Source organism: Vibrio gigantis, from assembly GCF_024347515.1.
GTDB classification, from domain to species: domain Bacteria; phylum Pseudomonadota; class Gammaproteobacteria; order Enterobacterales; family Vibrionaceae; genus Vibrio; species Vibrio gigantis.
The window spans coordinates 157,193-180,176 of sequence record NZ_AP025493.1; the positions used below are offsets into that span (position 1 = coordinate 157,193).

Here is a 22,984-nt window from a genome sequence, read left to right on the forward strand (position 1 = left end):
GTTACTGAATGCTGAAGAAGTGGAGTGTACTTTTGTTGTCGGTATCTATTTCCGGGTGTGGAGTAGTTTACCAAGGTGTAAGCAATGGTGTTGATGCGCTCAATCAGTCTCAAATCGTAAGACAGGGACGTCATGGCCCATTAACCGAAGAAGAGCTTCTATGGGCTCAAACCGCATGGAAATATATCGATAACAACACCCAGCTCACAACAGGTTTGGTGAACAGTTTGGATAATTTTCCGACAACAAACATGGCAGGCTTAGCTGATTATTTGATTTCTCTAATTGCAGCTAAGGAATTCGAGTTTATAACCAATAAGCAATATGACGAGCGTTTGACGCTGGTATTGGCATTTCTCAACAAAATGGACCTGAGTTACGGTTATGCTCCTAACAAGGTCTACAGCACTCAGAGTGGGGGAATGGTGAACTATGGAAATCAACCGCAAGATATAGGTTGGTCGTCTTTAGATGTTGGACGTTTACTGATTGTGTTAGCAATTGTGAAGCGACATTCGCCAGAGTTTTCAGAGTATGTAGATAAAGCTGTATTGAGGTGGAACTTTTGTGAGTTAATTAGTCTCGATGGTGAGTTGTACGGTGGCCTGATTCAAGATGGCCAACTTATTCGCTATAAAGAAGGTCGGCTAGGTATCGAAGAGTATACCTCTTATGGTTATCTTGATTGGCAAATTGTCCCTGAAAAAGCCATGAATATTGAACCTTATGATGTGGCAACTATTTACGATATCGACTTGATTTTCGATGGTCGAGATCCGCGAGTGTTTAATGTATTGAGACCTGTCTATTCGACACCTTATCTGTGGATGGGGTTAGAATTTAATTGGGACAAGGTCGGGGATACGACTTCAAGTGACGCTACCCATACTAATCAAACTTTGTCTGCGATGGCAGATGCTATTTATCAAGTTCAAGAAGCTCGCTGGGATAATGAAAGAATCTACACTGCGCGAGGAGAGCACGTTGTTACCGGAGAACCGTACTTTGTCTATGACGCTATATATGGTTTGGGTACGCCTTGGATAACGTTGGCTGAGGATGGCAGCTCTCATGATGATTTAGCATTGGTTTCAACAAGAGTTGCTTTTCAAATGTGGGCCCTGTGGAAAACGGACTATACCGATCGATTAATGACCCTCGTCAAAGAGCTGTATGACCCTCAGCGAGGTTGGTATGAAGGGCGTTACGAGTTAACCAGTGCGTATGAAAAAAGCATCAGTTTGAAAACTAATGCTGGGGTGCTTCAAGCTTTGCTGTATAAGCAAAAGGGTAAGTTATACCAATCGACTACTGATAAAGAATATAGAGATGTAAAATTTAACTCTCGTTTCGACCATCCTGGTCGTTGCTTAATAGAGACATTCCGATGAACAGAGTATGGATACTATTGCTTGTCATGTCGTTTCCCTCTTACGCATTAAACCAAGCATCAATTGACCTTCTAAGTACGCCGACATTGATGGTTTCACAAGGCCGCTATATCCAAGCGGCCAATTTAATGCATCAACAAGCGAATAGAGCCCTAAGTATGGAACCTAAGTTAGGAACCAAGCAAATGTGGTTAACTGCGGGTTTAGCGGATGCGTTGGCTGCGATTGCGGCAGAGAAAAGCCAAGATCCGATTGCTTACGAATATTGGTCCAATAGTGTTCGATATTTCTTAATGGGGGGAAGTAATTGGCTTGAGTACAAGCAGCAATTACAGAGTGAATATAATCAATTCAATGCTCGTTTCTCTGTTGCCACAAATTCAGGGGATGCGAGTGGTTTTGTGAATGACTCATGGGTCCAACTCTCTTCTCTTATTGATATATGGGAGCAAAAGCTTGGAGTGTTTAATTACGACGCCCCCGCAACTGGGTTAATTGCTTCACTACCTCCACCGGTAAAACGGCCAAATAAACCATTAGCCAAGGGTGATCAGCTAAAACAATACACACCGAATGGAAAGCTGATGCTTAACAATGAGTTTTCAAATAAACCGACCTTTGTGGTCCAACCATCTCCTACGTCGAAAAGTACTAATTCAGAGGTTAAAGCGGCCAATCCACAAACGAGTAATTTGTCAGGGGCGAGTGGTGAAGGTTCCAATGTGGTACAAAGAGCGAGTACCGGAGGAACGATTAATTACAGTGGCTCAGACATTAATTCGCCTAAAAGCCGAGTTCACCCTCAAGCTGAAGTTGCAACGAGTGATTTTTCTACAACGAACGAGCTTCCTACAATCCAAGAGTCCTCAAGCACGAAAGAGTTATCAGCTAACGAACCAGTAGACAACAAGGCCTCCCATCCAGCGAATCAACAAGTCAAAAGTAAGAGTGCAGAATCTCCGAATGGAAATGATGAGATCCAACCAGTGGTTGTTATTTCTCCGCTTGGCGATGTCGAACCAATTTCAGAATCTAATGTGCAATCGACTCCGCCAGAGCCTCATCCTGTTGAAACTAAAACGATTCCCAAAGGTAATTTAGGCTTGAATTCTGCTCCGGCAGTGGAAGCTGTACAAAGAAGAAGTTTTATTCCAGTAACCGAAGACTAAATCTAGGGTGAAATTTATGGCATATGTATTACGCTTGATAGTGAAACTCAATGAATAAGTGTATTTGCCCATGCCATTATCCAAAACCTATTCTGCTATCGCCGTTGCGTTGGTTCTATCTAGTGCCTCGGTTCGAGGGGAGAGCTTCGAAGACCCATTTAGGGACTTAGATAGCAGCCTCTGGTGGTTGTCTGATGGGTGGGAGAATGGTTTTCCATTCGTAAGTCGATGGGACGCTGACGCGGTTAGTTTCAACAAGAGAGGGATGACTCTCTCATTGTCACCAGATCCGGTGTTAACTGACGAAGGTAAATTGAGCTTTTATGGGGGAGAGATTCGAAGTACGGAGTTTTATCCATACGGTTGCTATGAGATAGACATGAAACCAGCAAAAGCCCCAGGAGTTGTTAGTTCTTTCTTCTTGTTTTCGGGACCTTATGACAAGCCAGAAGGCGGTAATGGAATACACAACGAAATAGATATCGAGTTTCTTGGCTCTAATACCAATATGGTTCAATTGAATTTTTGGACTGACGATGACAGCTATACAAACTCACATGAGACACTTATTTTTTTAGGGTTTGATGCATCCAAAGATTTCCATCGCTACGGAATCTATTGGGGAGAAGACAAGCTTGAGTGGTATATAGATGGCAACTTGGTATTACGCATAAACGACAGTCAACATGACCCTATTCCAAGTATTGAAAGCTCGTATCTGCGTATTATGGCCAATATATGGGCGACAGCCCCTGAAATTAGTAACTGGGCCGGTAAGTTCCGAGAAGATAGGAAAAAAACGTACCGAGCCAAATATAGAAACTTTAGTTTTAAGCAAGGAAAACCCTGTTCAAAAAATTAACGACACAAGTTTGATATGAGCTAGTTTGCATACTATTCTAAAGGTGATTATAACAACATCACGCTAGGGAATATGTATGGATACTTCATTGTCTACCGCTCTTGAACTTTTGAACACTTCTAATGAACATTTCGATCTTACAGAACCGCAACACCAAAGAAGCTTGCTTAGGCTTGCTGACAGACTACTGGCAATAGATAACCTCACCATACAAAACTTGAATGACCTATCTCTTCAATTCAGTGCCCCACTAGAATTTAAACTTGCTGTTAAGCTCGTTCAATCTCGCAAAGAAACTCAAGCGATATGTAAGCCTGTAGAGGTTGGAGTGGTATTTGCGATGTGGGGTGAGCAAAATCGTCTGCAGCCGAAGAGTTCTGATAATCCGCATGGAGAGGACTCTCTGCGTACTAAAGTTGAGCAGTTACAATGGGTGACACAAGGTACTCATGTTAATTGGAAGCTATATGCTGTTGACGATGGTTGCCCGCATGGGAGTGCTTCTATTGCTGAGAACATCAAAGCCGGCTACGACGCCGCAACGAGTGCAAAAATTCAGGTATTACGCTTAGCGGATGCGTTACCTGTAGATCATGGGGCTTTAAGAAACCTAGCGTGTGCAGATGACTCTCGCAAAGGTGGCGCCATTATTTTAGGTTGTGATCAATCTTTAAAAGATGGGGTCGACGCTGTTTTATATACAGATGCTGATAACTCTGTGCACCTTGGGCAGATTGGCCTTGCGCTAGCACCCTATAATCGTGAGGGTAAGCAAGTAGTATTAGGTAATAGAAAGCATGTTGATTCGATATTAGTGAAACAAGAAGAGCGCTGGGGAGTAGGAATTAAGACGCTGCGTCACATGCAACGAATGATCGGTGCGCAAATTTTTGATAGTGGCATTAAAGATACTCAAGCGGCGTTTAAGCTATATGGCCGGGATATATTAGAAAAAATATTAGAAAACCCAACAGTCTTTGATTTCTCATTTGATACGGATTGGATTTTTGCAGCAATGGAATTCAATCAACCGATTGTGACCGTGCCTTTTGCATTTATCGATTCTGCGGCTGAGTCTGCGTCAGTAGTTCAGGGACCAATGACGACATGGTATGTATTACTTGATGGACTTGTTAAAGCAGCTAGGGCGCGTGGCGGAGATTATAGTGAGGAAATGGCTGATGTCTTTACGCGAGAAATTAATTCCCATGAAGACTTGGAGTTAATCATAAATGTATTGCCCCCAGAATTGGCAGCAGCAGGTGATAGTGATCTAGGCAACCCGCGAGTGATGTCTCCCCAATCTGTTCGTCATTGGATCACGAGTGCAAAATCCTTGAGTGCCCAACCTGGTTTACATGCGTAGTGCCAAAATGGTGACTAGCTAATGGATTAAAATAAAAAGAGCTAAGTAATACTTAGCTCTTTTTGCGTTCAAGGAATTCTTTGTATCTTAGATACTTACATATGAACAGAGTGTATTAGCAATATTGAACTAATGCGTCTTCGATCTGTTTGTTGATGATCTCTACTTCTTTATAAATTATGGATAGGTCATCATCTTGAGGTGCAAGGTTTTTTAAGGTGTTTTGCTCGACATTTTCTAACGCGACCGTTGCCGTATCTTCCCCAAAACTAACTAAGATTCCTTTCAGTGTGTGTACGATAAAGTGGAGCTTTCCCCAGTCTTGTTGACTTACGAGCTCTTGAATCTCTTCTAGTGCATTCGCATGGTCTTCTTGGTAGGTCGACAACACAGCAAATATTACATCTCTGTCGTTATCTAAGTAAGCGTTTAAGGCATCAAAATCTAGCATATGGACTCCTGTCGGCTGCATGTTGAGAATGGGCTAGGTGGCTTAGTGGAAAAACCATACTTTAATGAATCACTAATCCATTGGTTCCATTTTGGCGGAAGTTCTAACTGTGTAAGTTCTTCTATATATTCGTTGCTAAGATGCTCATCTATATGAGCCTTTTTGACAGCATATAAATAGTCAAGTTTTGCAGCAACAGAGTAGGGGTAATTGGCAATGTAATCTTTTAACTCATGTATTGAACTGGAGTTTTCAATATTAATACAAGTTGAAGGATCTGCTTTTGTTGAACCAAGTTGTTGGTTCATTGGTTCGCCACGAGATTTTAAGCATTCAGCCACTAGGTGATAAAGGGAGTACTCGCCAAAGTGTATCAACAATGGAACCAGTTCAACCAGTAAAGATGTTGGTTGGCTATAAAAGTTATTTGCCAGTAGTGCTGAGGCTCGTATTACTTTTTTATGGGCTACTTGAGGGGTGTTTTCAATAAGTAATATATTGCTTTGAAATAGCGCAAGGCTCGCCAAAACTTGTTGCTGCTGTTTTTCTGGGAGCTTTAGGTTTACGAGTTCCGTAAATTGATTCGCGTGTTCTAGCAGAATACGTTTGTTCTTTACTTGGGTTTCACGCTGATAAGTCGCCTTGAGTGAACTAAAGTGAGACCAAATGGAATGAATAACATCAATATCCGCTGAGGAGATATGGGTTGCATACATCTCCCCAAGCTTAATCAACATATGTGTGTTGTCGGAGTTTTCTGCCAAATCTATTGCTCTGATTGCACGGTGGCTGATGCTCGGTGTCATCTCAAATGCGCGAATGGCAAGTTTGAGAGCGGGTAAAAGCATTTTATGCTTCTCATAAATACAGCTTAAGCAATCAATAACAGTTAATGATAAAGGTTGAATGATCAAGTAGTTGTGAAGCTTCTCTATTGCTAAATTAGGCTTACCTAAACTATCAAGAATTAACGCCTCAGCGACGAGCTTCGTTGGATGCATATTGGTTTTTGAGCTCTTAATGACACTGGTCAGTAAATCCCACTTTTTACCGGCTATCAGGTGTTCAATTAGTGTCGATTCAAATTGGACATTATTACCGTTTTGAGAGATGGCTAAAGCTTGTGTCAAAACCGTGTGATTATTGATTGGATATAAATGGTTAAGCTGACTGAGTTGTCTTGATACAGACACCGCACTTTGGATTTTTTTTCCTAATGACTGAGTATGAATTGGTTTTGAAATAAAATGGTGAGCTTCACCTGAAAGGGCCGTTAATACTGTTTCTTGGCGCATATCCCCAGATATTAAGATTGTTGCAACGGTATGATCGATGAGTCGGTTTCGGTAGAGGATCCCCAACAGTTCGAAGCCAGTAAAGGATTGTTCCAAATGGTAATCAATAAGGAGCAAATGGAAAGAGTGCGTCTCGACCGCTTTAATTGCTTGTCGATAGTTGGTGGCAATAAAAATATTTTCGTGAGCAACGCCTAAGCTTGAGAGTTGCTGCTTTATAAGGATTGTTGCACTCTTTGAGTCATCGACAATCAAAACCCGTAGGTCTGGTGGTAAGGTCAAATCCATTTTCCTCAATACCAAATATTAACTTTAATTTAGGTGTCAAGTTGCACATTGTCAAGCTCCTGTGTTTAAAGCTGAATACTCAATAAGCTATTGGTAATAAAGAATATTCAATATCTTTGAGAAAGGTAGCTCAAGGAACTGTTTGGTAACTAGATTATGTATTGCTTCTATAGACGAGAAAAAGCAAACCAATAGGTTTGCCTTTTGTATTTGAGTGACTAATTATCTTGCTTTGATGTTTCAGATAGAGCGGTTAATCCCGCATGTTAAGAATCAACACGGCAGCTAGAGCTAAGAATGCTGTCATCATCAAGAACACATCATTGTAAGCCATGATTGCGGCGTCGCGTTGCATTGTGCCAAGTAAGCTTGCTTGCGCTTGTTGCATCGCTGTTGCAGCATCACTACCTGATTGGATGAAGAACGCTTGTTGTTGCTGAAGCGTTTGCCAACCAAGTTGACTCACGGAAGGTAACGATTCTTTGATATGTGCAAGATGTTCGCGGGTCTTGTTATCCAACAGGGTTGCTATAATCGCAATACTGAAAGCACCGCCTAGGTTACGCATTACGTTGGTTAACGTCGAAGCGTCAGGCGTGTCCATTTTGCTGATGTTCTTCATGGCAACTAAAGACAGAGGAACCATTATGAATGGGCTACCAATAGCACGTAGCACCATCGATAAAATCAACTGTTGACCGCCAAAGTCTATGGTCATGTGGGTGTTCACATAACAACTAAAACCAAACATTGCGAATCCAAAGGTCACTAAGTATTTCGGCTTAATGACTTGCGTCAGCTTAGGGACGATTGGAAATATCAGAAGTTGTGGGAACCCCATCCACATCAGGACTTCGCCAATCTCCATCGCGTTATATTGTTGAATCTGTGTTAGGTACATTGGTAATACGTAGATAGAACCAAGCAACGCCATCCCTAAAATCAGATAGGCGATACAAGACATCGCAAACTGCCCATCTCGAAGTAGCCGCAGGTTAACCAGTGGCTTCTTGTGTTGGAGCTCGTTTATCACGAAGTAAACCAAGCTCACGGCAGATACAATACTTAAGCCGATGATAAAACTCGAACTGAACCACTCTTCACGGTTACCTTCCTCTAATACCACTTCTAGACAGCCTAATCCTAGAGCCATGGTGGCAATACCGAACCAATCTGCTTTTTTTAGGATGCCAAGGTCGAGTTTTTCATCGTCCAAACCATATCGGATCATGGTGATCACGAGCAAGGCTGGTGGGATGTTGATGTAGAAAATATAATGCCACGAGAAGTTCTCAGTCAGCCAGCCACCAAATGTAGGGCCGATCGATGGAGCAAAGGTCGCGGTGACACCAAACAGCGCCATACCCACAGCACGTTTGTTTATAGGCAGTAACTGAATCACCAGTGAGAAGGCTAGTGGGATTAAAGCACCACCACTAAAGCCTTGCATCGCACGGAACACGATCATTGAGGTCATGTTCCATGAGAACGAACACAGCAAAGATGAAATGGTAAATATGGTTGTGGTCCACGTTAGGTAACGGCGTTTACCAAGCGCTTTTGATAGCCAACCACTGAGTGGGATAGCGATCATCTCTGCGACTAAATATGAAGTAGAGATCCACGAACTTTCATCTAAGGTTGCAGAAAGCGCACCTTGAATATCTTTAAGAGACGAGTTGGTGATTTGGATATCCAAGATCGCCATAAACGCACCAATCAAACCGCCGAATAGGGCAATCCAATGGCGAGTTGATACTTTGTCCTCATCATGAGTTTGGGTGACAACACCAGCGCTGCTCATGGCTTAGCCTCGTTTATCGATAGTCGCAACCACAGACAAACCAGGAAGCAGTCTACCTTTCAACTCTTGCTGATCTGGAATGGTAATTTTCACCGGTACACGTTGAACGATTTTCGTGAAGTTACCTGTCGCATTTTCCGGTGGCAGTAGGGCGAATTTTGCACCAGTAGCAGGGGAGAAGCTGTCGACAATGCCTTCAAGTGGCTGACCCGGAAAAGCGTCTAACTCAACTTCAACAGTTTGGCCTTTGTGAATGCCACTTAGCTGTGTCTCTTTGAAGTTTGCTTCGATCCACACTTGGTTATTCGGCACTAAACTCATAAGCGGAGCACCGGCTTGAATCAATAAACCTTCACGTACACTGCGCTTACCGATCACGCCGTCTGCTGGCGCGTAAACCTTGGTGTAATCAAGGTTAAGTTGTGCTTGATCTCTTTGGGCTTGAGCTTCTGTCACTGATGCGTTTGCTTGCTCGATTTCACTCGCGATAACTGTTAATTGATCGTTGCTTGCAACGAGGTTTGCTTTTGCTTCTTCTAAGTCAGCTTGAGTTACTTTTTGTTGTGCAACCATGCTGTCGACTTCATCTTGAGACGCGTAGTTACGTTTTAACAGGCTACGAGAGCGCTGCACTTGTTGAATAGCACGTTCGTATTCTGCTTTTGCTGAGTCAACGCCACTTTCTGCTTGGCTTATTTTGCTACGTTGTAATGTTTGTTGGGCGATGAGGTTCTTTACGTCTGATTGCACGACGCTTAAATGGGCGTTTGCTTGAGCGAGTGCTGACTGGTAATCACGGTCATCGATTTGAACCAATAAATCACCTTCTTTGACCGATTGGTTATCACTCACGTAAGACTTAACAATATAGCCAGATACCTTAGGGCTAATATTAGTGATGTCGCCTTGTAGATAAGCATTGTCGGTAGATTCAAAGTACTGGCCATAGCCGTACCAATACCCGGCGCCAGCTAAACCCAATGACAGCATGATCGCAGTAGCAATAAGCGGAGCTTTTTTACGTTTTTTTGTGCTTACTGTTTGCGAAGCGTTGTCGTTCTCTGTCATTTTCTATTTCTCATTTTGCTTTTATTTAGATGTAACGAATTGTAAATGAATTCGATTGATTGATAAGATAGGAAAAAAGGGAAACACTGTTGCAAAAATCTAACCAATAGAGCCTTTGGAGAAGTACGATGGACTTAAATGCTGTGACTGTTTTCACGCAAGTCGTTGATTGTGGGAGTTTTACCCACGCCGCTGAAGCGCTCAATATGACGAAATCAACCGTTAGCCGTAAGCTTGCAGAGTTGGAGCAGCATTTAGGTGTGAGATTGATCACTCGTTCTACGAGAAGCTTGGTGTTAACACCTGAAGGTGAGCGCTTCTATCAATCGAGCATGCAGATGCAAGAGATCATGAACCAAGCAGAGCTAGAGGTTTCTGCCAATCAGGATTTGATTCGAGGGCCGCTAAATGTGGTTTTGCCTGTTGAATTGGGGCATCAAGTGTTGGCCACTTACATTCATAGCTTTCTTCAAGAGCATCCGAATGTGACGATGAATTTAGAATTAACCAACCGAGAAGTTGACATCATTGGCGAAGGGGTCGATCTATACGCGCAAATAGGTGAGTTGGTTGATTCAAACTTGGTCTCTCGTTACTTAACCAACTCGAAGCGAGCTTTGGTGGCAAGCCCTGACTATTTAGAGCAGTTCGGTGAAATTAAAACACCGAAGGACCTCAAATCACCATTTCGAATGATCGAGGTCTCGAATAAAGCGGCGCGTTTGCCTAAATGGAAGTTACAACTTGATGATGGTGAATCCGAGCTGATAGAGCTTCCAAGCCAGCTCAAGGTAAATACCATTACGGCATGTCTTACCGCTTGTGTTGACGGGTTAGGGCTTGCTGTTTTGCCTGAGTTCATCTGTAGAGACCATTTTAAAACTGGTCGATTGGTGCACTTGCTGCCAGAATACGACATGCCACAAGTCTCGGTGAGTTTGGTGTACGCCGACAGGCAGCTCATGCCTAAACGTAAAAAGGTCTTTATCGACTATCTGCTAACGGCATTTCAAAGCCGCAACCATGAATAGCTTTTGTCTAATCACTCTTAAGTCGCGACACAAATACTCAGTTCTTTAGTATCGAAATAGAATACTAAAGAACTGAAAAGCTAACGAACTCACTAATGAAAGAGTAAGAGTGCGATCAATTGAGCTCTGGCTTCCACTCAACGACTTGTCCATTACTTAATACGGCTTTGATAGACGTTGCCGCAACACTGACCCCCTTTTGGTTAAACGCTTGATCAGAGAAATTCGCGATGATCTTGCTGCCATCATCGAACACGGTTTGTTGAACTGTACCGCTGTTATCTAACCACGCGAAATCAACGAGCGCCTTGTCCCATAGTTGCTTATGTATTGGCTCAAATCCATCCTGATAGTGCTTCAATGCCTTAAGTCTTGGGCTTGAGCTCGATAAAGCTTCATCTCTTGTTAAGTGAACCATCGCAGGTGTGTTGTACAGCATGGCAGTTAAATCGCGGTTAGCTTTCACATTGGTGAACTTGAGACTGTCTGAATGCCAGTGGTGTGTGTTAATCACTTCATCATGGAATACGGTTTGGTAAAGCGGAATTCGGTATTGAGGCGAAAACAGTAGCGACTTGTAGGGGTCTTTAACTTCGGCAGGCTTAAAGAAGAAGTCCGGTTTGTGGTCTGGGTACCAACGGCCCAAGTAATAAGGTGATTGGCGGTTTTCTTTCATGTCTTGATCTGTCCAACCAAAGCCAACCGTTTCTAAGCCGTGTGCAAACGCGATGCCTTTTGTCGTCAGGCTATTGCCATCTTCAGAACCAAGCACTAAATCTGGTTGTTCGCTTAACCACTGCATTCGGTTATTGAAGGCAGAAAGCATATGCGACTCACTGGTATTGTCACGGTAATCTTCACGAGCCATTGCTGTCGCATCCACATCTAAGAACAGACTATTAAAGTGCCCAAGGCGCATGATGTCGAGAGCACGCTGCTTTACGTAGTCCAAATGGCAATTCGGATTTAAGTAAAAACCGTTTCCTCGGAATCCTTTTTTCAAGCGGCCATCAGCCATTTCAATCGCACAAGTGTCGCGAATAGGCGTTGGCAGTTGAGCCGTTAACCAATTGTCGTTTAACTTGGCGGGTATAGCTGTGTTGTAGGAATCATAGGTGCCAACTAAATAACCAGACTGTTTAGCCAGTTCTACTGCATTCGGTTGATAGAAAGCTGGCATCCAATTATCAAAACCTAGCCAAAGCTGATTCAAGCCCGCTTTATTTAGGTTGTTGACCATATCTGACGACAAGGCTTGTCCCCACGTTTCAGGTGTATTGAGATAAGAAGACGCGTTGTTAATCAACCAGTTTTTTTTGTCTTGTGCGTCGGTATGTTGAGCTTGAATAGTGTTGTCAGTGAGTGTTGGCGTGGCAACAGGGTACAATCCTTGTAGTGACTGGCTTATAGAGTCCAACAACAGCTGTTTGTGATACTGGCTAAACCAATCTTTGCCTTTAGATAGAGAAGACAGTTCTCGCTTGGCTTCACTTGGAATAATCAGTTTGGATCTCTCTAGATACCAAGCGTTTAATCCCCACCAGTTGTTTACATCTTGGATGCTTAACGGGTCTTTACCAAACAGATAAACGTGGCTCGCGCCAATTAGCTTACTCACGTCAGGATTACGCTTTTGCTTTTCGACAAGCGATTCAGAGCGATCATTCTTAGTACGCCAATCACGGTATTGTTTCGCACCATCCAACCAAGAATCTCCAAGTGTTATCCGAACCGTAAAAGGCTGAGACTTGTTCAGCATGGTAAATTGATGTGATGCATTCATATCAATGTTGGTGCTTGTCTTAGAGGACGAATTAGAAAAAAACAGCTGATTGTTTGTTGGGTTGGTCAACTGATAACTAATGAATTGATCCTTCTGTTGCGTGCTCCAAAACGGCATTTTTAAGTCTTGTGTGGTGTTACTTCCAGAATGATTGTCGACTAGATAGTTTGCCCATTGCTTATTGTTGGTAGGCACGCGCATACCTTCGTTAAAGGGTAGGAATAGGGTTTGAGTTTGTTGCTCTGCAAGGTCAAACCAAGTGAGAACAATGGGTTGGTTTTGTTTTATATCAATATCTGAGGGAACGGTGAATTGGACAAGAAGATCATCTTGCTTCAATTCGGCTTCAGCATGGATTCCGCTTGGTATCAGTGTCCAAGAAGCCTTGGTTTGTGAGTGAGCGACAAGCTGTGTGGCTTTCTGAGGTTGATGATCAACCGTTAGCGCTGCGCTATTCACGCTTAAGCCATTCCAATCAATCTCTAGTGTTTTTGTTGAAATTGAGACTGTGTCGCTGTTGTTAATACTCGTTAGTGTTATCTGGCTGTCTTGTGCGTTTGCTGAGAACGCACAAGTGCTAAATAGAGCCAAAATGGCAAAAGACGTAAAGTTAAAATGGTGCTGTACACTGAGCATATCTAGGTTCCGTAAAGAGTAAGTACGGCTATTAAACCCAAGTCGTGATGGTGTTTTGTCGCCTATATGTCTCTATTATCTCTCTTAAGGGTTTAATACCTTTTTACAGCGTGCATAACTTTAGAAAGGCACCGCGACACGTTGTACATATTGGATTGCAATCGCGCCTTGGTATTCAAACATTTCCACCGAAGCACTCAGGTGTTTGGCTTTAGCGCCCGAACGGCTTTCTGTCGGAACTGGTGCTTCATGTGACTTGATTGGAACCTTGAAACCTAACATATCGTAGTTCTCATCAAACCATTGCCAACTCACATTAGCGTCAGGGCAGTTGTCGATCACCTTTGGAGGCGAGAGCACGATATGTGGTTCGCTGAGTTTACTTTCGAGCGTTAGCCATTGATTTCTGTCATTTAAAGCCACAACAATAGGGTAGTTGTTCGATCCTATGGTTAACTGATAAACACCGGACTCGGGTTTGATGAACATTTCGCTGGTTTCAATCTCTTGATATTCGACATCAAAATTGAGTTGCCCATCGATAACCACTTTCCCTGAAGGTGTTACCAAAGAGATGCGCTGTGCTTCTGACTCTTCACCGATTTGCTCCGCAGACACTTTAATCTGATAGCCTTGTGACGAAAGACCTTGGCGTTTGATAAAGCTAACTTGGATGCGGTTGTTGGGTCTAACACTTTGTTCAAGAGTGGCTCCACATTGAGTTTGACTCAGTATTTCTTGTTTAACAGGCAACCAAAGCTGGCTATCAAGTGTCTCCTGATTAAGCGCGATTTGTAGTTCTTGCCAAGCGACTTGTGGTTGGCCATCAAGCAGCGATTGATAGGTGTGTTGCAATGGCGTATTAGCAAACCAAGCTGCGTGACACGCAAAGGGCAATGTACAGAATAGTGCTGTTAGATAGCTTACTTTCATTGTGATTTCCCAGCTAAACGATAACCAACTCCACGGTGTGTCTCTAGGTGGAGTGTTGGCAGCTTCTGACGCAAACGCAGTATGTGGTTGTCCACGGTTCTGGTACTTGGGAAGGCTTGATAACCCCAAATTTTATTGAGTAACTCATCTCGGTGGAACACACGCCCTTGGTTCTGAACAAACAAAACCAATAACTGAAACTCTTTAGGTTTGAGTGCGATAGGCCTGTCATCCAGATAAGCAATGCGTTCCGACAAGTTGATTTGGATGTTGGCGTAATTTAAGTGGCTAACACCTAATGGGCGAAGCTGAGTGATCACCCGAGCAAGCAACTCTTCATTTGAAAATGGTTTAGTCACGTAATCTTTGGCGCCAGCCATCAAGCCTTCAACACGTTGCTGAACTTCCACTTTGGCGGTTAACACAATCACAGGCAGAGCTTTGAGCAGTAACCAATTTGGAAGGTGCTGTAAACTGTCGCCGTCGTCAAGTTGTCGATCAAGTACCACAAGGTCGGCACGTAACCATAGCTTACTAGCACTCTTTGCATCTTGTACCCAAAGGCAGCGGTAACCATTGGACTCAAAGAAGCTGACAAGGCCTTGCCCTAGCAGTTGGTCGTCTTCAATCAGCAATAGGGTGTTCATAAGCGATTTCCAAAATGCATCGTGTTGGGTTACGGAGAATAATGAGACGGCCATTGGCTTGTTTCATCAAGTGTTCGACGATCGTCAGGCCAATGCCCATGTTATCTTGTTTGTGTGCATCGCTTGGCGTTACTCGGGATAATAGTCGTTGTATCAAAGAAGGGAACTGGCCTTCATCTTGCACTTCTATGGTCAGCTTATCGGCAAGGGTGACCTTAACTAAAACCTTACCTTGTCCGTGTTGCTTGGCATTTTTGATCAAGTTATCAAGGCAGATGGTTAACCAATAATACGGAAGATTAAGCTCGACTTCGCTTGCTTCACATTGATATTCAATATTGTGCTTTTCGCAGACATGGTCGAGCCACTCTTCTAATGATGCGTTTTGCTTCAACAAGGGCTCTGACTGATCTGCACTCAAGTACACTTTACTGTTTTGAGTAAGTTGGGAAAGCCTTTGATAGTCGGATATTAAGCGCCAAACTGCGCCTTGGGTGTCATCGGGAAAATCATCGTAGCGGTTTCTGAACATTTCGACGGTTAAGCCAAGGCTAGTGATTGGTGTGCGGAGTTCATGAGTAAGGAGTTGTAACACAAACTGCTTCTCTCTGCGTTCTTTCCTACGTAGATATATGGCTCTAGTTAACACGCAAAGTAGCGTGAAAAGTAATGAGAGAGTCACAAGCTTCATGACAAGCCTATCGTTGCTCGACTCGCTCAGGCACAGGTTACTGTAACGAAAAGAACAGCTTTCGCCCGACAAGGTGACTTCTTGCTGCTCGGCGATAGGTTGCCACACTTCCGATGGAATCGCTTTCCAACCTTGTTCGCCACTTAACCAAAGCACATCACCTTGTTGCCAAGCGCGATATCCATTAAGTAGCGCCTCTTTTCCTTCTGTCGTTAAAGTTTTTAGCTTAGGAAATAACGGATGCAGAGGGTTGCTGATACTCAAAAATGGATGAATTTGCTCACTGTTCTCTGGGTAATGGGCTAAATAACGGTCAGCAAAACTGCCACCAGCAGGGTGTCGTTTTGAGTGTGCCGCAAACCAGATTGAATCTAGCTGTTGTTGTTGACACAAAGCCAGTTCGAATTCGATGGCATCGTTCAAAGAAGGGTTGGTATTTTCAATCGCTCGGCAGTGATTTTGTATCGAGGCCAGCTCTGCAATGTCTTCCCAACTGAATTTTTTGAAATCCGGATAGCGACTGCTTTCCTTAAGAAGAATTTTTGGATATTGAGATAATTCTTGCTGAGATACAGAAATTGGAGACGACTGCCAACTGAGTTGATACAGGGTTTGCCACTTGTCTTGCAAACTTTGGGCATTGGCTAGCGTTGGGAGCCAAAGGGTCAAACAAAGGGCTAATGTCAGCCTACGCATCCAGTCATTCTCACTAAAAGTCATTAGGGCGAGTCTAAAGAGTTTTGACTGAGATTTGTAACCTGAATGTCAACAAGTGTCCTTTCGATAACAAATTGTGAAGCTGAGTCATGAAATAAATCATAAGCCTGAATTGAGCATGCTTTCAGAGAACAAGGATAAAATACAGAAAGTATCATTTATTTGGTTAAAATTAGATAATTGTGTACTTAATGTTATTTTTGGGGCGGTGGAACTGAATATACTGGGTTCAAACCTAATAAGAGGAACCACCATGAAAACAATCATAAAATCAGTATTGGCAATGAGCATCTTGGCTGCAGGTTCAGTTCAGGCATTTGAACTCACGAGCAATGATATTCAAGAAGGTCACCCAATGGCGAAGACGTTTGAATACTCTATCTGGGGTTGTGATGGCGATAACTTATCACCTCAGTTGATGTGGAAAGACGCGCCAGCAGGAACCAAAAGTTTTGCGATTACCGCTTACGACCCGGATGCACCAACCGAAAGTGGTTTTTGGCATTGGGTCGCATTTGACATCCCAGCAACGGTAAACGAATTACCACGCGCTGTGGACATCGCGAAGTTAGGTGGCAAAGAAGGGCGCATCGATTACGGAACCGTCGGCTTTGGTGGTGCTTGCCCTCCCGAGAAGGACGGCATGCACCGTTACCAATTCACCGTTTGGGCATTACCAACGGACAAACTTAGCCTAGATGAAAACACGCCGTCTGCTGTGGTTGGATTTACCTTGAACAGTATGGCTTTAGACAAAGCGAGATTGACCGCAACTTATACACGTTAATAGCTTGTATATGTTAATAATTTACACACGCAATAAATCGACCAACTATTGATGCGATAGTTGGTCGTTGATAATAAATAAAACAAGGTGATGAGATGAATCATCAATATCAAGTGACGATCTTTCGCGCAGAACAATTACAAAAGCTGCGTAATGTGAGGATTCTATCCCCAAGTATTATTCAGATAATTAGAGGCAGTAAGCGCCTGTTTTGGAAAGATTCAGCGGCAGAGATCTCGCAATCTGAGCTGTTGTTGTGTGAGGCGTCAGCTTCACTAAGCTTTGAGAATATGCCCCATAAAGGGCGTTTCTTGTCGCGAGTATTCAGCTTTCAATTCCAACCTTCTCAGGCGATGCTTGATTTAAGTGAGGAACGTTCAAACGAGCTGGGGTTACCTACCGTTCAAGCGGATCGAAACTTACAAGACTCACTCAACGCGCTGTTTTCGTTTGATACACAGAGCATGAGCAAAGAGGCTCAGCGGTTTTGGTTGCTGGGCTTGTATCAGCAATTAGCGGAAAAAGGGGTATTGCATCGACTGTTTGCCAGTGCCAACGTCTCGTTTAGCCAAAAGCTCAGTCACTATCTGTCACATTCTCCTGAAGAGAAGCATCCGTTAGAATCGGTAGCAGAACGTTTTGCGATGAGTCGTACCACGCTGATTCGTAAGCTTAAACTTGAAGGCATGCAATATCGTGAGGTGTTAGCGGAAGTGCGCTTAAGTCACGCACTGTATTTGATGCAGAATGGCCAACAGAATGTGGCGATGTTGGCTCAGTCTTGTGGTTACCAATCTGAAGGGCGTTTTAGCCAACGTTTTAAAGGTAAGTTTGGTTTATCGCCGAGTGAATATATCAAGACTGTTGCGAGTGATAGAGGCGCAACGCCTTAACCATTCTTCTATTGTTTAATAATTCTTCTACTGATTAAACGCTGACCTTTGTATCTCTTGCTGCGAGCGCGGCAAAAATCGTACATGCGAAGGCAACGCCAGCAATTAAAAGAATCGGTACGCTCCAAGAGCCTGTTTGTGAATGCAGCTTACCCACCAAAGTCGGACCCGTCGCCGCTAGGGCATAACCAATACCTTGAGCCATACCAGACAACGAAGCCGCTTGGCTGCTGTTTGATGTACGCAACCCAACGAAAGAGAGCGCGATAATAAATGTAGAACAGTTGGCTAAACCAAAGAGTCCGACCCAAAATATCGCAAAATCAGGTAAGTACAGCAGGCCAATCAATCCAATAAACACACTCGAAGTACAAAGGGTAATGAGCCATCGTTGGTTATTGCTCTTGCCTAAGAATGGCAGTAACAGTAGCCCTGGAACCATAGTTGAAAACTGCAGAAATCCGTAAATGTAACCCGCATCGATCTCGCTGTAGCCAAGATCGTTCAAGATCTGTGGTAACCAACCCGCCAAAGAGTAAAAGGTGAATGAGTTAAGCCCAAGTGCGAGTGTCACTTGCCAAGCGACACCACTCTTGATCATCTTTTTCAACGGAACTGGATTTTCTTCGTTCTGTTTAGTGCTCTTAGAAGAGGAACGCTTGGTGATCTTAGGTAACCAAATCATCAAGGCCAATATCGGAAATATGAGGTTCATTAACAGCGCTAACTGCCAACCTGTCAACGTGAACAAAGTTAGCTCTGAAAACGGTACCATCAAACTAGAGCCTAACGTCGAACCTATCCCCATCGTAAAAATGTACAAAGAAGTCACCGTCGCAATGCGTGTCGGGAAGCTAATTTTGACCACGACTGGAAGTAACACGTTACCAATTGCGATACCAAGCCCGATCATCGCAGTGCCGATGTATAAAGTCGTAATCGCTCCAAAAGAACGCAGCGTGATACCTGTGGTGATCAAAACTAAAGCCAGCAGCAAGCTAGGTTCAAGCCCAATTCGCTGAGATATTTTGGTCACTAGCGGCGAGAATAAGGCGAACGTTAACAGCGGTAAAGCCGTTAAGAATCCAGCAGCAGAAGAATTAAGGCTTAGCCCTTCCATAACCTGAGAAAGCACCGGAGCCAAGCTCGTAAACGGCCCACGAAGGTTAAGTGATAGGTATAGAATCCCTAACATTACGAAAATGCTGTTACGAAGTGAGGCGCTCATAGGTTGTTCTACTGTTTGCTTATAAGAAGACAGGCTAGCCTACAGATCATTGAATGTAGAAACAATTACCGGTGCTAAAAAGAGCTTGCTGAGCCAGGAATTCCCATATTTCACGTAATCCGCATTATTCATTTGATCCTCGCATACACACCTACATCTGGTCTCTTTGCTCTAAAGCCCACTCAATAAACATTTTAACTTTTGGGGATTGTTGCTCTGAAGGCGTCGCAAAATAGTACTGTTGTTTGCATGTGACGGGCGGTTCGCTAAATGGCGTGATAAGCGTATTGTCTTCAAGGTATTTCGATACAACGCTATAGCGTCCAATGGCAATACCGGCATTGTTTATGGCTGCCAGTATCGCGAGATCGGAGCGGTCAAACTCGATGTTAGAGTTGGAATGCACAGTGCTGAGTTTGTTCACTTGTGCCCACACTTCCCATTCATTACGGTTCGAATCGTAGTTCCATGCTTGGTTGTCGTGCAATAACGTTGCTCGAGTCAGGTTCTCTGGTTGTTGATTAAGGTCGTGTAACTCAGCGTATTGAGGGGTACAAACCGGAGTCATGCTCTCATGCATGAATGCTTTGCAGAAAAGTTTATCGGGGAACTGATCATCGAAGTAGATAGCAATATCGATACCGTGTCCTTGAAAACTGATATTTTCATTACCAGTCAGCAGCTTTAATGTGATTGATGGGTAACGTTGTTTAAAGCTCGCTATCCGAGGTACTAGCCAACTTTGTGCAAACGTAGGTCGTGAATATATCGTGAGTGTGCCTGATATCTCTTCGTTCTTAACATCTAAAATCTCTTGGTTTAGATCATTCAAGGTACGGCTCAACGCTGCATATATGCGTTTGCCTTCGGTTGTCAGGGTGATTTTGCGATGCGCTCGTTCAAACAACTGTATATCCATCTCTCTTTCAAGCTTGTTGATACGATGAGAAACCGCACTTGGTGTCATCGATAACTCTTGGGCTGCAAGTGAAAACGAACCATGTCGAGCCGCCGCTTCAAACGTGTGCAATTTCGAAAGCTGGTGGCTGTTTAGTCGTTGATTTTTGGAGTACAGGTTGTCTTCGCTATACATGTCGTTAAGGGCACCTTGGTTCAAACAAGAGGAATTCGATACACATCGTTGATGTCATATCATAGCTCTATCTATGAGTGATAGTTAGTCATAACTTGCTTTAGCGGAGTTAATTCTCGAACTATTAGGTTATAGATGAATTGAGTTCATGCAAGTGTGATTTATCGTCGTTTGAACAAACATCAAAATACCGTTTTAATAGGCACAAAACCAAGTGATTGAACGAGCGCAGATCTTTGTATACCAACGCAGATTGCTTTATACCAGAGAAGGTAACCCATGACTGAATTGAACCCAAAAAGTGATTTAAATATAAATAAACTCACTAGCGATTTCCCATTGCTAAAACAACTGATAGCACTTGAAGAGGTGAATTGGTTTAACCCAAATATCACCACGCTAGAGCAGGGTTTACCTTATGTGGGTTTGGGCGATAAAGACATTCACGACGCAAGCCTGCGATTACAAAGGTTTGCGCCTTATCTGGTGAAGGCATTCCCTGAAACTCAAGTAACCAACGGCATTATTGAGTCTGAGCTTATTGATATCCCATCGATGAAATCAGTACTGGAAGATCATTGTCAGTTGCCGATTAAAGGTCGCTTGATGATGAAAAAAGACAGCCACTTGCCGATTTCTGGTTCAATCAAAGCGCGTGGTGGCATTTATGAAGTACTAACGCATGCCGAAAAGCTTGCGATTGAAGCTGGATTACTGAGCGAGAGCGATGATTACAGCAAGCTGTTAGAGCCTGAATTCCGTGACTTCTTTAAGCAATACAGTATTGCCGTAGGGTCGACAGGTAACCTTGGTATGTCTATCGGCATCATGAGTGCCAAGCTTGGTTTTACGGTATCGGTTCACATGTCTGCTGATGCAAGAGCGTGGAAGAAGAACAAACTGCGTGAGCACGGCGTTAATGTCGTTGAGTACGAACAAGACTACGGTGTCGCGGTAGAACAAGGTCGTAAAGAAGCAGAGCAAGACCCGCGATGTTTCTTCATTGATGATGAGAACTCTCAAACCTTGTTCCTTGGTTATTCTGTGGCGGGAGAGAGGCTCAAACAACAATTCGAACAACAACAGATTGTCGTCGACAAAGAGCACCCATTGTTCGTTTACTTGCCATGTGGTGTTGGTGGCGGCCCTGGTGGTGTGGCATTTGGCTTAAAGATGGCTTTTGGTGATGGTGTTCACTGTATTTTTGCTGAGCCGACTCATTCTCCTTGCATGTTGCTGGGTGTTCACACTGGCTTGCATGACGAAATCGCAGTTCAAGATCTTGGTATTGATAACTTGACCGCAGCAGACGGGCTTGCAGTAGGCCGTGCGTCTGGTTTTGTTGGCCGAGCAATGGAACGCTTATTAGATGGTTACTACACATTAACAGACGAACGGATGTATCAACTGTTGAGTGAATTGAATCAAGCCGAAGGTATTCAGTTAGAGCCTTCTGCATTGGCTGGTATGCCGGGTGCTATTCATGTTGAACACAACAGTGAATATCTGGAGAGGTTAGGCATCGCTGAGTCTACGTTAGCGAACGCGACTCATCTTGTTTGGGCAACCGGTGGCGGTATGGTTCCAGAGCAAGAAATGGCAGAGTATCTGGCTAAGTCTTCGTTGTAAATCGAATAGGAAAACGGACGCTGGTGGATGATTTACGGGTTTAAATGAAACAATAACTTGCGCAGATCGTTACCTTAAACACAGATTTTATAAATTAGACTTCATCGTTGTTATAACTGTCAGTTAGGTTGAGTAGCATTCAACTTGATAGGGACATAAAGATGCAAGCCGATAAAATGATTCAATCGAATAAAAAAGAAACGTTACAAGCCAATACACCAGAAAAGCTACTACAACGTTTAGATGCGATTGGAGAGTCTTTAAGAGCCTCAGGTAAGGCGCATGCCTTGTTGGGGCTTGGTTCTGTTGGTATTGAAACGGAGCGACTGGATCAATATTCAGATGTCGATTTCTTTGCGATAGTGCAGAACGGGCACAAGCAGTATTTCTTAGACAGTTTGCATTGGTTATCTGATATCCACCCAATTGACTATGCGGTAAGGAATACGGTCGACGGCTATAAGGTGCTCTATGCTGACGGTGTTTTCTGCGAGTTTGCGGTATTTGAACCACATGAATTAGCACATATTCCGTTTGCTGAAGGGCGCATTGTTTGGCAGGAAGCCGACTTTGACACTCAGTGTTGTATTCCACCACAAAAGGCTGCGGTAGAGGCTAATTCCCAAGAGTGGATCCTAGGTGAGGCGCTCACCAACCTTTACGTGGGCATGTCTCGCTATAACCGAGGTGAAAAGCTATCTGGGAACCGGTTTGTTCAATCTTACGCACTTGATCGTTTGATCGATCTTGTGGATCAAACAGAAAGCTCACAACCTGAATTTGTCGATGAGTTTATGTCTGATAGAAGGCTAGAATCGCGCTTCCCTAAGTTTGCTCAGATACTGCCAACCTTTGCTCAAGGCTACGAACGCACGGCGGAATCGGCTTTGGCACAGCTTGAATTTTTGAATGCTCACTTCAACGTCAACCAAGCTATGCGCTCTAGAATTATTGATTTATGTAATTAATACATTTACTTACGATATGCATCTTCAATGATTTCTGTTTTAAAACGCATCGAAAACTGGTTTCGGTACGTTAGTTTTATTACCTACCAATAAAAGGGTTGTCGCTAACTCTTATTATTGGTAGGTTTTAATAATGAAATTTAATTCCGTTTCAACTTCAATTTTCTTTTGGTGGTGCTCTATCTAGAGCAGCACGGAATACTCACATTCTTTAGCTGCTGGAAGGTAGTTAAGAATGTCACCAAGAATGTCGT

19 protein-coding genes are annotated in these 22,984 nt (G+C 43.5%); 9 read left to right on the plus strand and 10 right to left on the minus strand.

Annotation, left to right across the window (positions count from 1 at the left end):
- Nucleotides 1-8: 8 nt before the first annotated feature.
- The 4 genes from OCV56_RS16810 (at nt 9) to OCV56_RS16825 (ending at nt 4,788) form a co-directional block, all read left to right on the plus strand.
- Nucleotides 9-1,391 (plus strand): DUF3131 domain-containing protein, encoded by a 1,383-nt coding sequence (locus OCV56_RS16810; protein WP_086713864.1) that lies wholly within the window; start codon nt 9-11, stop codon nt 1,389-1,391.
- Entirely contained in the window at nt 1,388-2,560 is a 1,173-nt protein-coding gene (locus OCV56_RS16815; RefSeq protein WP_086713865.1) for a hypothetical protein, read from the plus strand. Before OCV56_RS16810 ends, OCV56_RS16815 begins: the two co-directional genes overlap by 4 nt.
- A 265-nt stretch (nt 2,561-2,825) precedes the next feature.
- A complete protein-coding gene (locus tag OCV56_RS16820) occupies nt 2,826-3,422 on the plus strand; it encodes a family 16 glycosylhydrolase (protein WP_228761182.1) in 597 nt (198 codons plus the stop codon).
- Nucleotides 3,423-3,498: 76 nt separating this feature from the next.
- Nucleotides 3,499-4,788 carry a glycosyltransferase family protein gene (locus tag OCV56_RS16825; protein ID WP_086713867.1) on the plus strand — a complete coding sequence of 430 codons (1,290 nt, stop codon included), beginning with the start codon at nt 3,499-3,501 and terminating at the stop codon, nt 4,786-4,788.
- A gap of 115 nt (nt 4,789-4,903) precedes the next feature.
- On the opposite strand, the gene OCV56_RS16830 is transcribed toward OCV56_RS16825, so the two are convergent.
- The 4 genes from OCV56_RS16830 to OCV56_RS16845 all read right to left on the minus strand — a co-directional run bounded on the left by OCV56_RS16830 (nt 4,904) and on the right by OCV56_RS16845 (nt 9,694).
- A complete protein-coding gene (locus OCV56_RS16830; RefSeq protein ID WP_086713868.1) occupies nt 4,904-5,239 on the minus strand; it encodes an Hpt domain-containing protein in 336 nt (111 codons plus the stop codon).
- The gene (locus OCV56_RS16835; RefSeq protein ID WP_086713869.1) at nt 5,233-6,822 is read right to left on the minus strand and encodes a response regulator; all 1,590 of its coding nucleotides are present in this window, start codon (nt 6,820-6,822) and stop codon (nt 5,233-5,235) included. Before OCV56_RS16835 ends, OCV56_RS16830 begins: the two co-directional genes overlap by 7 nt.
- 253 nt (nt 6,823-7,075) lie before the next feature.
- Nucleotides 7,076-8,626: a DHA2 family efflux MFS transporter permease subunit gene (locus OCV56_RS16840; RefSeq protein ID WP_086713870.1), complete on the minus strand. Its 1,551-nt coding sequence runs from the start codon at nt 8,624-8,626 to the stop codon at nt 7,076-7,078.
- A gap of 3 nt (nt 8,627-8,629) precedes the next feature.
- Nucleotides 8,630-9,694 carry an HlyD family secretion protein gene (locus OCV56_RS16845; RefSeq protein WP_086713871.1) on the minus strand — a complete coding sequence of 355 codons (1,065 nt, stop codon included), beginning with the start codon at nt 9,692-9,694 and terminating at the stop codon, nt 8,630-8,632.
- A 128-nt stretch (nt 9,695-9,822) separates the two neighbouring features.
- Here OCV56_RS16845 and OCV56_RS16850 point away from each other — a divergent pair, with 128 nt between their 5' ends.
- Nucleotides 9,823-10,725 (plus strand): LysR family transcriptional regulator, encoded by a 903-nt coding sequence (locus OCV56_RS16850; protein WP_086713872.1) that lies wholly within the window; start codon nt 9,823-9,825, stop codon nt 10,723-10,725.
- Between the two features lie 115 nt (nt 10,726-10,840).
- Here OCV56_RS16850 and OCV56_RS16855 read toward each other — a convergent pair whose 3' ends face one another.
- From OCV56_RS16855 to OCV56_RS16870, 4 genes are all read right to left on the minus strand, one after another.
- Complete coding sequence (locus tag OCV56_RS16855) at nt 10,841-13,144, minus strand: glycoside hydrolase (RefSeq protein ID WP_086713873.1); 2,304 nt, start codon at nt 13,142-13,144, stop codon at nt 10,841-10,843.
- A gap of 120 nt (nt 13,145-13,264) precedes the next feature.
- On the minus strand, nt 13,265-14,077 hold the full coding sequence (locus tag OCV56_RS16860; RefSeq protein WP_086713874.1) for a DUF2861 family protein: 813 nt from the start codon (nt 14,075-14,077) through the stop codon (nt 13,265-13,267).
- Entirely contained in the window at nt 14,074-14,724 is a 651-nt protein-coding gene (locus tag OCV56_RS16865; RefSeq protein ID WP_086713875.1) for a response regulator transcription factor, read from the minus strand. The genes OCV56_RS16860 and OCV56_RS16865 overlap by 4 nt, the downstream gene beginning before the upstream one ends.
- Nucleotides 14,702-16,111: an ATP-binding protein gene (locus OCV56_RS16870; RefSeq protein ID WP_086713876.1), complete on the minus strand. Its 1,410-nt coding sequence runs from the start codon at nt 16,109-16,111 to the stop codon at nt 14,702-14,704. Before OCV56_RS16870 ends, OCV56_RS16865 begins: the two co-directional genes overlap by 23 nt.
- 274 nt (nt 16,112-16,385) lie before the next feature.
- Here OCV56_RS16870 and OCV56_RS16875 point away from each other — a divergent pair, with 274 nt between their 5' ends.
- Complete coding sequence (locus OCV56_RS16875) at nt 16,386-16,919, plus strand: YbhB/YbcL family Raf kinase inhibitor-like protein (protein ID WP_086713877.1); 534 nt, start codon at nt 16,386-16,388, stop codon at nt 16,917-16,919.
- Nucleotides 16,920-17,014: 95 nt separating this feature from the next.
- Complete coding sequence (locus tag OCV56_RS16880) at nt 17,015-17,812, plus strand: helix-turn-helix transcriptional regulator (protein WP_086713878.1); 798 nt, start codon at nt 17,015-17,017, stop codon at nt 17,810-17,812.
- 34 nt (nt 17,813-17,846) lie between these two features.
- Here the strand turns inward: OCV56_RS16880 and OCV56_RS16885 are convergent, their stop codons facing one another.
- Together OCV56_RS16885 and dsdC are read right to left on the minus strand one after the other, a co-directional pair.
- Nucleotides 17,847-19,040 carry an MFS transporter gene (locus OCV56_RS16885; RefSeq protein ID WP_086713879.1) on the minus strand — a complete coding sequence of 398 codons (1,194 nt, stop codon included), beginning with the start codon at nt 19,038-19,040 and terminating at the stop codon, nt 17,847-17,849.
- 151 nt (nt 19,041-19,191) lie between these two features.
- Nucleotides 19,192-20,133: a DNA-binding transcriptional regulator DsdC gene (gene dsdC / locus OCV56_RS16890; RefSeq protein ID WP_086713880.1), complete on the minus strand. Its 942-nt coding sequence runs from the start codon at nt 20,131-20,133 to the stop codon at nt 19,192-19,194.
- 279 nt (nt 20,134-20,412) lie between these two features.
- Here dsdC and OCV56_RS16895 point away from each other — a divergent pair, with 279 nt between their 5' ends.
- Both OCV56_RS16895 and OCV56_RS16900 read left to right on the plus strand, forming a co-directional pair.
- Nucleotides 20,413-21,762, plus strand: coding sequence for a D-serine ammonia-lyase (locus tag OCV56_RS16895; RefSeq protein ID WP_086713881.1), 1,350 nt, complete (start codon nt 20,413-20,415; stop codon nt 21,760-21,762).
- A gap of 161 nt (nt 21,763-21,923) precedes the next feature.
- Nucleotides 21,924-22,730 carry a hypothetical protein gene (locus OCV56_RS16900; RefSeq protein WP_086713882.1) on the plus strand — a complete coding sequence of 269 codons (807 nt, stop codon included), beginning with the start codon at nt 21,924-21,926 and terminating at the stop codon, nt 22,728-22,730.
- Nucleotides 22,731-22,984 lie beyond the last annotated feature (254 nt).